This window comes from Caulobacter sp. GW821-FHT10C03 (assembly GCF_059415485.1).
Genome location: NZ_JBWKNI010000015.1, coordinates 120,833 through 132,570 on the forward strand (window position 1 = coordinate 120,833; position 11,738 = coordinate 132,570).

Genomic DNA, 11,738 nt, shown 5'->3' on the forward strand with positions numbered 1-11,738 from the left:
CTCCAATGTTGATTGCGTCAATATTGGAGATTTATTGACTGAGTCAACACTGGCCGGTCGGGCGCCATCGCCGCGCCCCCGAAACGGAAAAGGGCGCGACCTCGCGATCGCGCCCTCGAACCGTCGTGCCGGCCCAAGCTGTCAGTGATAGCGGCGGATCAGCCCCACCAGCTTGCCCTGCACCTCGACCTGGTCGGGGCCGAAGATGCGGGTCTCGTACTTGGGGTTGGCCGCTTCCAGGGCGATCGAGCCGCCCTTCTTGCGCAGGCGCTTCAGCGTGGCTTCCTCGCCGACCAGGGCGACGACGATCTCGCCGCTGTTGGCCGTGTCGCCCTTCCGGATGATCACATAGTCGCCGTCGAGGATGCCGGCCTCGATCATCGAGTCGCCCTGCACCTCGAGAACGTAGTGCTCGCCGCCGCCCAGCATGCTCTCGGGCACCGGCAGGCGGTCGCGCTCGTGCTGGATGGCGTCGATCGGCGTGCCGGCGGCGATGCGGCCCAGGATCGGCAGCTCGCGGCTGTCATTGGCGATCGGCAGGGTCGGGGCGGGCGCCGAAGGGGCGGGGCCGCCGCCTTCCAGCACCTGCGGCCGGAACGCCCCGCGCCCCTTGGGCGGGGCGGCCGTCGTGGCCTGCTGCGGCAGCTTCACCACCTCCAGCGCCCGGGCCCGGTGGGCCAGGCGGCGGATGAAGCCGCGCTCTTCCAGGGCGGTGATCAGCCGGTGGATGCCCGACTTCGACGCCAGGTCCAGGGCCTCCTTCATCTCGTCGAAGGAGGGGGAGACACCGGTCTCCTTGATCCGTTCGTGGATGAACATCAGCAGCTCGTGCTGCTTGCGGGTGAGCATGACGGCCTCGCAAGTCGTCGCGGAACAAACCGCAAACCTTGCGAATGTTCTCTAGGTGTTCTTGGTTAAGGTCAAGTGAATTACGGCGACCGGCGTTCTGCCAGTTCGTTCGCGCCGCTCATGTCAGGACCCAGGTCCTAAATGACTGATTTTACGTCGGATAAGTCCGCCGTTCTCAGTCGGCCGTGTCGGGCCGAGAAGGCGAACCAAGCTGTGATTTTCCGTAGACGGTCCGATTGGGCCGCGCCCGAAGCTCCGAGAATATGGCCGCCGAGACCGCGATTCCCGGACCCCAACCGCCGATTCACAGCCGCTGGAACGACCGATTCCATCGCGGGCCGGCGCCGCTTTCCCACGAGAACACCACCATCTCGGCGCGGCCGACCAGGTTCTCGAACGGCACGAAGCCCATGCCGATCTGCGCCGGCAGATTGGCGTCCACCGCCGGGTTCCAGGCGCAGCGGGCCTGGCCGGCCGGAATCGGGCCCGGGTCGAAGCGGCTGTCGAGCGAGTTGTCGCGATTGTCGCCCATCATGAAGTAGCAGCCCTCGGGCACGCGATAGACGGCGGTGTTGCCGGCCGCCGTGCGCGGGCCGTAGCTGTTGGCCAGATGCGTCTTGCCGCCCGGCAGGGTCTCGACGAAGCGCTCGGCGGGCAGCACGCCGAACGGGGTGTCCTCCATCCGCGTCCCCAGGGACTGTTGAACCACCGGCGCGCCGTTGATGCGCAGCACCCCGTCCACCACCTGCAGCTCGTCGCCCGGCAGGCCGATCAGGCGCTTGATGACGTCGGTGCGGCCGTCGCCCGGCTTCTTGAACACCACCACGTCGCCGCGTTGCGGTTCGCGGCCCATCAGCCGGCCATGGCCGATCTGCGGGCTGAACGGCGCCGAATGGCGGCTCCAGCCATAGGCGAACTTGTTGACCAGGATGCGGTCGCCGACCAGCAGGGTCGGCTCCATCGAGCCCGACGGGATCACGAACGGCTGGCACAGCACCGTGCGCGGCACGAGCACGATGGCCGCCGTCAGCGCCAGGGTCCTGGCCCAGTCGATCAGATGCGCGCCCAGTTTCGAGCGAAGCGACGTCTTGCCGGCGGTCATGCGAAAAGCCCCTCGATGTCGAACACCGAGGGGCATTGAGAAGCGCGAGCTTGGCCGAAACGTGGCCGAGCGCCGTTATGGGAAGTCTAGCCGATCAGCTCGCGCGTCGCGGCCGTGACGTCGGCCTGGCGCATCAGGCTTTCGCCGACCAGCATGGCGGTGGCCCCGCAGGCCTCCATCCGCACCACGTCGGCATGGGTGAAGAGGCCGCTTTCGGTGACCAGCAGCGAGCCGGCGGGGGCCAGCTTGGCCAGGCGCTCGGTGACGGCCAGGTCGACGACGAAGCTCTTGAGGTCGCGGTTGTTGACGCCGAACAGCGTCGCGCCCAACTGGCCAGCGCGCTCGGTCTCGGCCTCGTCGTGCACCTCGACCAGGGCGTCCATGCCCAGGCGCGCGGCCTCGGCCATCAGTTCGGCGGCCAGCGCATCGTCGATCATCGCCAGGATCACCAGTATGGCGTCGGCGCCCAGGGCGCGGCTCTCGGCCACCTGCCACGGGTCGACCAGGAAATCCTTGCGGATGCAGGGCAGGGCGGTCGCCGCCCGGGCGGCCACCAGGTATTCGTCGGCGCCCTGGAAGCTCGGGCCGTCGGTCAGCACGGAAAGACAGGCCGCGCCGCCGTCCTCATAGGCCTTGGCCAGCGCCGGCGGATCGAAGTCGGCGCGGATCAGGCCCTTGGACGGCGAGGCCTTCTTGATCTCGGCGATCAGCGACAGCTTGCCCGGCGCATGCTTGGCTTCCAGCGCCGCCTTGAAGCCGCGCGGCGCCGAAGCGGTCTTGGCGGCGGCCTCGACCTCGGCCTGCGAGCGCACGGCCTTGCGGCCGGCGACGTCCTCGCGCTTGTAGTCGGCGATCTTGGCGAGAATGTCGGTCATGCGGTCACAGGTTCGGCGTTGGTGGCGGCCACGAGGCCGGCGAGGGCGGCCTTGGCGCGGCCGTCGTCAAGCACGGCCCCGGCCAGCTCAACGCCTTCGCGCAGAGTCTCGACCTTGTCGGCCACCAGGAAGGCGGCGGCGGCGTTGAGCAGCACGATGTCGCGATAGGCGCCGGTCTCGCCGTCGAGCAGGCGGGTCAGGGCCGCGGCGTTGAAGGCCGGATCGCCGCCGGTGATCTCGGCCAGCGAGGCGCGCTGCAGGCCCACGGCCTCAGGCGTGATGGTGAAGAGGCGGATCGCCCCCTCGCGCCATTCGGCCACCTCGGTCTCGCCGGTGATAGTCAGCTCGTCCATGCCGCCGCCGTGCACGGACCAGGCGCGTTCGGCGCCCAGGGCTCCGAGCGCGCGGGCGATCGGCTCGACGAAGCGCGGGGCCGAGACACCGACCACCTGCCGCTTGGCGCCGGCCGGATTGGTCAGCGGACCCAAGAGGTTGAAGATCGTGCGGAAGCCCAGCTGCTGGCGGATCGGCGCCACGTGCTTCATCGCCCCGTGGTGCGACTGGGCGAACAGGAAGCAGATGCCGGCGCTGTCGAGCGCGGCGCGCTGCTGGACCAGGGTCGCGTCGATATTGACGCCCAGGGCCGCCAGCACGTCGGCGGTGCCCGACTTGCTCGTCACCGCGCGGTTGCCGTGCTTGGCCACCTTCAGGCCGCCGCCGGCGGCGACGAAGCCCACGGCGGTGGAGATGTTCAGGGTGTGCAGGCCGTCGCCCCCGGTGCCGCAGACGTCGACCACGTCATACGGGTGCTCAAGGTGCACGGCGGCGCGGCGCATGGCGCGGGCGCAGGCGGCGATCTCGCCCACGGTCTCGCCGCGCAGCCGCATGGCGGTCACCGCCGCGGCCACCTGGGCCGGGGTCGGCTCGCCGCGCAGGCAGGCGCTGAAGAAGACCTCGGCGTCGTCTTCCGAAAGGGTCTGGCCGTCGGCCAGCTTGGCCAGCAGAGGCTTGAAGGCGTCGGACATGTGCTTGGCCCCGTCCTAGACCCAGATCTGGGCGTCGCGGCGCACGCCGGCCAGGTCGAGGAAGTTGGCCAGCAACTGGTGGCCGCCCTCGGTGGCGATGGATTCGGGGTGGAACTGCACGCCGTGCACCGGGCGGGTGCGGTGCTGCACGCCCATGATCTCGCCGTCGGCGGTCCAGGCGGTGACCTCCAGCTCGGCCGGCAGGTCTTCGCGGCGCACGGCCAGGCTGTGATAGCGGGTGGCGGTGAACGGGTCGGGCAGGTCCTTGAAGATGCCCTTGTTGGCGTGACGGATCGGGCTGGTCTTGCCGTGCATGACCTCCTTGGCCCGCACCACTTCGCCGCCATACGCTTGCCCAATGGCCTGGTGGCCCAGGCACACGCCCAGGATCGCCAGATCGTCGGGCGCGCCGCGCAGCAGCGGCAGGCAGATGCCGGCCTGGTCGGGGGCCTTGGGACCTGGCGACAGCAGAACCGCCTGCGGCTTCAGGCCCAGGGCCTCCTGCACCGTCAGGTCGTCGTTGCGATGGACGACGGTCTCGGCCCCCAGCTCGTTCAGGTAATGCACGAGGTTGTAGGTGAAGCTGTCGTAGTTATCGATGACCAGGATCATGACGCCGCCTTTCAGGCCTCGCTTCTAGTCCGGGCAGGGGCGGCGCGTCATCCCTTTACGGAGAGAGTTTTTCTGTTTCGGGGCCTAGCGGCGAACAGCCGCGCCACCGGGCCGTTGCCACCGGGGCGCGATCGGGCATGATTTCCCGCATGTCCGTCGCTGATTCCGCCCTCGACACCGCCGCCCTGTCCTACGCCCGCGCCCTGCTGCGCGCGCCGCGCCGGCGTCAGCGGATCATGCCCGTGCTGATGGCCGCCGCCTTCGCGGCCAGCGCCGCCGTCAGCTTCGCGGCCGTGATGGTCCTGGCCCCGCCGGCCGTCACCCAGCATCTGCCCAAGGAACGCCTGGGCGACTAAAGGCCTCGGCTGCTCAAAATGGGTTCCCAAGGTTGTGAATCCGGCTTGATCTACCGAAGCGATGCGCCCAGCCTCCCGCATCTTTGGGATGCACGGGGGTGCACATGCGACAACTCGGACTCTTGGGCGGAGCGGCGCTGGCCCTAGCCCTGCCGGCCGGAACGGCCTTGGCCCGCCAGGCGGCTCCGGTCTCCGATCCGCCGATCCTCACCATGGTCGCGCCGGGCGAAGCCCCGCCCGAGTCGCCGCTGAAGCAGTTCGGCGCCGTGCCGGCCCCGCCGCCGAAGGGCGACGAGGTCGAGGCCAATCTCGACATCGTCCTGCTGAAGGCCAAGATCTGGAACCCCAACAGCGGCAAACAGATCGGCAAGGACAAGTACGAGGGCGCCTTCGACGACGTCGAGCTGCGGGCCTACCAGGACCGCCTGCATCCGTCGCAGCCCGGCCGGCCCTACGTCGCGCCGGCCCTGGTGTCGCGTCCGGGCCAGACGGTGCGGGTCAAGATCCGCAACCTGCTGCCGGCCGAGGCCAACTGTCCCGGCCACCCCGAGGACATCAACGAGCCGCACTGCTTCAACACCACCAACCTGCACAGCCACGGCCTGTGGGTCAGCCCGGCGGGGATCAGCGACAACGTCCTACGCCAGCTGCCGCCCAATCCGACCTTCACCTATGAGTACGAATACAACATCCCGGGCGACCACCCGGCGGGCACCTTCTGGTACCACCCGCACGTCCACGGCTCGACGGCGATCCAGGTCTCCAGCGGCCTGGTCGGCGCGCTGGTGATCAAGGGCGACCGGCTGCCGCGCGTGGTCGAGGCCGGCGGCGACCTGCCGGCCCGCAAGGTGGTTCCGGGCGACATCGACGTGCTGCTGGCCAAGTCGCCGGACCACGTCTTCGTGCTGCAGCAGATCCAGTACGCCTGCCGTGACGCCGAGGGCAAACCCAAGGCCCGCATCCTCGCGCCGTCGCGTAAGAACTGGTACTGCGACGCTGGCGAGACCGGCGTGCTCGACAGCTACGACATCATCGGCGGCGGCAACTGGTCCAACTCCGGCCGCTTCACCACCGTCAACGGCGCCACGCTGGAGACCCTGAACCAGAAGGCCGTGGCCGGCGCGCCCGAGCGCTGGCGGTTCATCCACGGCGGGGTGTCCGACACGGTCAAGATCTCGATCCGCAAGCGGATCGGAACCAGCCCGCTGGCCGCCCTGGCCAAGGTCGGCCCGCTGGGCCAGGACGCCCTGATCGCCAAGGAGTGCGCGCCGTCCAGCGAGGCGGTGTCGCAGTTCGAGATCGCCGCCGACGGCCTGACCCGCCAGAAGGTGCTGGAACGCAAGTCCACGGTCATGCAGCCCGGCTATCGCAGCGACCTGCTGGTGGCCTTCGCCGAGCCCGGCGCCTACTGCGTCATCGACGAGCTGGTGAACGTCCAGCAGTCGGGCGTCGAGGGCAGCGCCGAGCGTCGTCAGCTGCTGTTCGTGGTCGAGGTCGCGCCGGGCGCCGGGCCGGTCGCGCCGCCGGCCGATCAGGTCAGGACGCTGCTGGTCAACGCCGCCAGCAACCTGCCGATCACCGATGCGACGCTGAAGGAGCAGGTCGTCGCCGACCTGCGCCGCGACCTGACTATGGCGTCGTTCTCGCCGCATCCGAGCCTGCTAGCCGACAAGATCGACAACGAGCAGACCCTGGTCTTCTCGCTGCAGGCGCCGCCGTCCAAGCCGGGCGGCAAGTCGGGGCCGGGCATCGGCCGCACCGACACCGACGTCAAGCGCTTCGATCCCAACGACTTCTCGCGCACCCTGGTGCTGGGCGACACCGACCGCTGGACGCTGTCGGTCCAGAAGACCGACTTCAAGGTCGGCCACCCGTTCCACATCCACGTCAATCCGTTCGAACTGGAATCGGCCACCAAGGACGGCGTCGACCTGACCAAGGATCCGAACTCGGAATATTTCGGCCTGACGGGCGTCTTCAAAGACACCCTGTTCGTCGAGCCGGGCGTCGTGGTGAAGGTGCGCAGCCACTACGCCCGCTACATCGGCGACTTCGTCCTGCACTGCCATATCCTCAACCACGAGGACAAAGGCATGATGGAGATGGTCCGCGTGGCCGATCGCGGTCCCGACGGCAAGCCGATCGCCCTGGGCCATGGCCTCACCGATGTCGCCGGGCCGGAAGGCGCGGCCCGTCCGCCGGGCCATATGGACCACTGACGAAAAAGGGGGCGGCCTCGCGGCCGCCCCCTTCATTCATTCGAGCCCGCTGGAAAGTCAGGCCTCTCGGGAAAGTCAGGCGAAGCGCCAGGCTTCCTCGGCGGCGCGCTTGAGGGCGCGGGACTTGTGCAGGGTCTCGTCGTACTCGGCGTCGGCATCGCTGTCGGCGACCACGCCGCCGCCGGCCTGGACGTACATCATGCCGTCCTTGACCAGGGCCGTGCGCAGCACGATGCAGGTGTCCACCGAGCCGTCGGCGCCGATGTAGCCCACCGCGCCGGCGTAGCCGATGCCGCGCTTTTCGACTTCCAGCTCGTCGATGATCTCCATCGCCCGCACCTTGGGCGCGCCCGACAGGGTGCCGGCGGGCAGGGCGGCCATCAGCACGTCCACCGGATCGACGTTCTCGGGCGCATTGCCCTCGACGTTCGAGACGATGTGCATCACGTGGCTGTAGCGCTCGATCGTGAAGCTGTCGGTGACGCGCACGTTGGCGTGCTTGCCCTTGGAGCTGCTGTTGCTGCCAGCCTGGCCGAGCATGGCCACGCGGCCCACGTCGTTGCGGCCCAGGTCCAGCAGCATCAGGTGCTCGGACCGCTCCTTGGGATCGGCCAGCAGTTCCTTCTCCAGCGCCAGGTCCTCTTCCGGCGTGGCGCCGCGCGGACGGGTGCCGGCGATCGGGCGGATGGTGATCTTGCCGTCGCGCAGGCGGACCAGGATCTCGGGGCTGGAACCCACCAGGTTGAAGCCGTCCAGGTCCAGGAAGAACAGGAACGGCGACGGGTTGGTCCGGCGCAGCGAGCGGTAGAGGGCGAAGGCGTCCAGGCCGAAGGGGGCCCGGAAGCGGTGGCTGGGCACCACCTGGAAGATGTCGCCGGCCCGGATGTACTCCTTGGCCTTCTCGACCACCTCGCGATAGTCCTCGCGGCTGACCGGGGTAGTGAACTCCATCGGGCCCTGCGGCACGCGCGGAGCGTCGTGGGCCAGCGGACGGCGCAGGTCGACCATCACCGTCTCGATGCGCTCGCGGGCCGCCGCATAGGCGTCCTTGGCCGACACGCCGGGCGTCGGACGCGCCGTCGTGGTCAGCACGATCTCTTGGGCGATGGCGTCGAACACGGCCACGATCGAGGGCCGGGTCATGATGCCATCGGGCAGGCCCAGGCTGTCGGGATTGATGTCCGGCAGTTTCTCGACCAGGCGCACGGTGTCGTAGCCCAGCGCGCCGAAGATCCCCGCCGCCATCGGCGGCAGGCCGGCCGGCAGCTCCATCTTCGACTGGGCGATCAGGTCGCGCAGGCTGTCCAGCGCGCCGCCTTCCAGCGGCGTGAAGCGGCCGGCGGCGATGTCGCCGTCGCGGGCGATCTCGGCCTGGTCGCCGCGGCAGCGCCACACCACGTCCGGCTTCATGGCCACGATCGAATAGCGGCCGCGCCAGGCGCCGCCCTCGACGCTTTCGAACAGGAAGGCGTAGGGCCGGCCGTGGCCGATCTTCAGATAGGCCGAGACCGGGGTCTCCAGGTCGTCGATCAGTCGCGTCCAGACCAGCTGCGGGAGGCCGGCGTCGTAGCCGGCCGCGAAGGCGTCGTAGCCCGGCTCGAGGCTCATTGAGCCGCGCCCGGCTTCGTGGCCGTGTCCTTGCCGCTCTTGGCCAGGGCGTCGGTGTCGACGCCGAGGGCCTGGCGAGCCAGGGTCAGGTTGGTCTTCGGCTTCAGCTTGGCCATGGCGGCCACGCGGCTGGCCTGACCGACGTCGCGCATGTAGGCCATGCTGGTCTGCGGACGCAGGGTCTCGGTGGCGCGGGCGATCTCGGCGGCGTCGCCGGTGTGCACGCCCTCGATGCGGCCGACCACATAGGTCAGCTGCGGCGCGTTCGGCGCGGCCGGGGCGCGGGCGGTGAACACCTCGCCCGGCTTGGCGTTGAAGGCGCCGATCAGCAGGTCGCGGCCGAGAGCCTGGTACTGGCGGGCGTTCTCGCGCGACAGGCCGGCCACCTTCTGCACCTTCGAGCCGGCGGCGGCGGCGACGCTGTCCAGCGACTCGCCCTTGCGGACGCGCGCGGCCAGCTCGTCGGCCTTGGCCTTCAGGCGCTTGGACAGCTCCTGCAGCATCCACTGGTTGGCCAGCGGACCCTTGATCTCGGCCAGCGGGGGCAGGGCGGCGGGGATCACCTTCTCGACGCGGACGGCGAAGTACTCGCCCTTCTCGGCCTCGATCAGGTCGCTCTCGCCGCCGTTCGGCAGGGCGAAGGCGGTCTTCAGCACGTCCGGCGTCAGGCCGGCGAAGGGCTGGCCGGCCAGGTCCGTGCCCTGGGCCGTGATCGGGGGGCTGGTGACCACCAGGGCGGCGGCCTTGCCGGCGGCGTCGATGACGTTGGCGCCGGCGTCGCGGGCGTCCTGATAGGTCTGGGTCTGCTCATAGGCCTTGGCCTGGGCGTTCTGGACGCGCAGGTCGGCCTCGATCTTCGGACGGGCGGCTTCCAGCGAAGCGGCCTTGGCCGGGGTGATCTTGGTCAGCTTGATCACCGACTGGCCCAGCTCGCCGGCGATCGGCGGGCTGACCTGGCCCTCGGCCAGCGAGAAGGCGGCGTCGGCGACCTTGCGGTCGGGCAGGGCGGTCTTGGGCTTGTCGGCGATGACCACCGGGGTCTTGCCATAGGCCTTGGCGACGGCGGCCGGATCCTCGCCCTTGCGCAGGCGCTCGGCGATGGCGGCGGCGGCCTTGGCGTCCGGGGCGACGATCTGGATCAGCGAGCGGGTTTCCGGCGCGGCCAGGGTGTCCTTGCGGAAGTCGAAGGTCTTCTGAATCTCGGCCGGGTCGACGGTCACGGTCGGCTCCAGGGCCTTGGCGCTGAAGCGCACGATCGCCAGCTGGCGCGTCTCGGGACGCGTCAGGGCGGCGGCGTTTTCCTTCATGAAGGCCTGCAGCTGGGCGTCGGTCGGCGCGGCCGGCTGGGGCACGCTGGCCGGGTTGATCGCGAAGGCGGCCAGGTCGCGGCTTTCCAGGCCGTAGACGGCCTGCAGGGCCGAATAGATGCGCGGGGTGCGCAGGCCGTTGGCGACGCTGGCGTAGAACTGCGACTGGGCGATGTCGTCGCGCAGCGAGGCCTCGAAGCGGGTCGGGGTCAGGTTGTTCTCGGCCAGCAGGCGCTGATAGGCGTCCTTGTCGAACTGGCCGGTGATCGGGTTGAACGGGCGCTGGCCGGCCGGCAGCTCGCTCATCTGCTTGTGCAGGGTGGTGGCGATCAGCGTCTCGGACGGGCGCACGCCCATCTTGGCGATCAGCTCGGCCATCGATTCCTGCAGCGCCAGTTCCTGGACCATCTGGCGGTCCACGCCGCGCGCGACGGCCTCGTCGGGGGTCAGGCTCTGGCCCTGGCTCTCGAGTTGGCGGCGATAGGTGTCGAAGCGGCTCTTGAAGTCCTCGGGCGTGACCTTGCGCGCGCCGACATCGACCACGTCGGCGGCGGGCGAGCGCTTGAAGACGTCGCTGATGCCGAAGACGGCGAAGCTGACGATCAGCAGGCCGAACAGGACGACCGCGAAGGGCGATTTGGCGAGGGAGCGAAAACCGGCGAGCATGACGTTTGTAACTACCTTCTGAGTTTCGCCCGATGTCGTTCGCACGGACGGCCGCCACGGCGACGCACTCGATGCGAGCAAGCGGGTATAGTAGAGGCCAAGGCGAGTGAGCAAGCCGAAGCGGACTTGACTTCCGAAGGGACCACGTCCCCAAAGCCACTCTCATGACCGTTTCTCTGACGACGCCCCGGCCGTTGATCGCCGGAAATTGGAAGATGTTCGGCCTCGAGGCCTCGCTGGACGAGGCCAGGGCCGTCGCCGCGGCGGTCGGCGAGGCCCCGCCCGCCGCCCGGGTCGCCATCTGTCCGCCCGCCACCTTGCTGCACCGCATGGCCGAAACGCTTTCGGGCGAAACGGTGATCGTCGGCGGCCAGGACTGCCATCCGGCCCCGCAGGGCGCCTACACTGGCGATGTCTCGGCCGCGATGCTGGTCGACGCCGGCGCCCGGCTGGTGATTCTCGGCCACTCCGAGCGGCGCGGCGGCTACGGCGAAACCTGTGAATTGGTCTCGGCCAAGGTCGAGGCCGCTCTGGCGGTCGGCCTGGAACCGATCATCTGCTGCGGCGAGACCCTGGCCCAGCGCGAGGCCGGCGACGCCGAGTCGATCGTCACCGGCCAGATTCGCAACTCGCTGCCGGCCGGCCTGGCGGGCCAGGCCTTCGCCGTCGCCTACGAGCCCGTCTGGGCCATCGGCACGGGCCTGACCCCGACCCCGGCCGACATCACCGCCATCCACAAGGCCATCCGCGCCATCCTGGTCGAGCGCTTCGGCGACCAGGGCGCAAGCGTGCCGATCCTCTACGGCGGCTCGGTGAAACCCGACAACGCCGCCGAGATCCTGGCCACCGAGGAAGTCGGCGGCGCCCTGGTCGGCGGCGCCTCGCTGAAGGCCGCGGACTTCCTGGCGATCATCCGGGCGGCCTGATTTCGGTTTCCGGCTTGAGGGGGGAGGGGGCGGCGCACGCCCCTTCCCGTAAAATCCCCGCGAAAGCGCAGCCGCCTGATCCCTCTCCCCTTGCGGGAGAGGGTGGCCTCCGAAGGAGGTCGGGTGAGGGGTCTCTCAGAACCCAACACCGCATGCGGCGGTCAGGCCGGGTGATGCGTCTCAAGTTTGAGAG

10 protein-coding genes are annotated in these 11,738 nt (G+C 69.6%); 3 read left to right on the forward strand and 7 right to left on the reverse strand.

The window, feature by feature from the left end:
- Positions 1-141 precede the first annotated feature (141 nt).
- The 5 genes from lexA to AC07NG_RS18685 all read right to left on the reverse strand — a co-directional run bounded on the left by lexA (position 142) and on the right by AC07NG_RS18685 (position 4,463).
- Positions 142-849 (reverse strand): transcriptional repressor LexA, encoded by a 708-nt coding sequence (lexA, locus tag AC07NG_RS18665; RefSeq protein ID WP_492856110.1) that lies wholly within the window; start codon positions 847-849, stop codon positions 142-144.
- Positions 850-1,153: 304 nt separating this feature from the next.
- The gene (gene lepB / locus AC07NG_RS18670) at positions 1,154-1,951 is read right to left on the reverse strand and encodes a signal peptidase I (RefSeq protein ID WP_494595596.1); all 798 of its coding nucleotides are present in this window, start codon (positions 1,949-1,951) and stop codon (positions 1,154-1,156) included.
- 86 nt (positions 1,952-2,037) lie between these two features.
- Positions 2,038-2,826, reverse strand: coding sequence for an indole-3-glycerol phosphate synthase TrpC (gene trpC / locus AC07NG_RS18675; protein WP_494595597.1), 789 nt, complete (start codon positions 2,824-2,826; stop codon positions 2,038-2,040).
- Positions 2,823-3,851 carry an anthranilate phosphoribosyltransferase gene (trpD, locus tag AC07NG_RS18680; protein WP_487289431.1) on the reverse strand — a complete coding sequence of 343 codons (1,029 nt, stop codon included), beginning with the start codon at positions 3,849-3,851 and terminating at the stop codon, positions 2,823-2,825. Before trpD ends, trpC begins: the two co-directional genes overlap by 4 nt.
- Positions 3,852-3,866: 15 nt before the next feature.
- A complete protein-coding gene (locus AC07NG_RS18685) occupies positions 3,867-4,463 on the reverse strand; it encodes an anthranilate synthase component II (protein WP_110122092.1) in 597 nt (198 codons plus the stop codon).
- 149 nt (positions 4,464-4,612) lie between these two features.
- Here AC07NG_RS18685 and AC07NG_RS18690 point away from each other — a divergent pair, with 149 nt between their 5' ends.
- Both AC07NG_RS18690 and AC07NG_RS18695 read left to right on the forward strand, forming a co-directional pair.
- Positions 4,613-4,819, forward strand: coding sequence for a hypothetical protein (locus AC07NG_RS18690; RefSeq protein WP_199228632.1), 207 nt, complete (start codon positions 4,613-4,615; stop codon positions 4,817-4,819).
- A 104-nt stretch (positions 4,820-4,923) separates the two neighbouring features.
- Positions 4,924-7,038: a multicopper oxidase family protein gene (locus AC07NG_RS18695; RefSeq protein WP_494595601.1), complete on the forward strand. Its 2,115-nt coding sequence runs from the start codon at positions 4,924-4,926 to the stop codon at positions 7,036-7,038.
- 75 nt (positions 7,039-7,113) lie between these two features.
- Here AC07NG_RS18695 and trpE read toward each other — a convergent pair whose 3' ends face one another.
- Entirely contained in the window at positions 7,114-8,646 is a 1,533-nt protein-coding gene (trpE, locus tag AC07NG_RS18700; RefSeq protein WP_492856105.1) for an anthranilate synthase component I, read from the reverse strand.
- Positions 8,643-10,619: a peptidylprolyl isomerase gene (locus AC07NG_RS18705; RefSeq protein ID WP_494595603.1), complete on the reverse strand. Its 1,977-nt coding sequence runs from the start codon at positions 10,617-10,619 to the stop codon at positions 8,643-8,645. Before AC07NG_RS18705 ends, trpE begins: the two co-directional genes overlap by 4 nt.
- Positions 10,620-10,783: 164 nt before the next feature.
- On the opposite strand from AC07NG_RS18705, the gene tpiA reads away from it, so the two are divergent.
- Positions 10,784-11,545, forward strand: coding sequence for a triose-phosphate isomerase (gene tpiA / locus AC07NG_RS18710; protein ID WP_494595605.1), 762 nt, complete (start codon positions 10,784-10,786; stop codon positions 11,543-11,545).
- Positions 11,546-11,738: the final 193 nt, after the last annotated feature.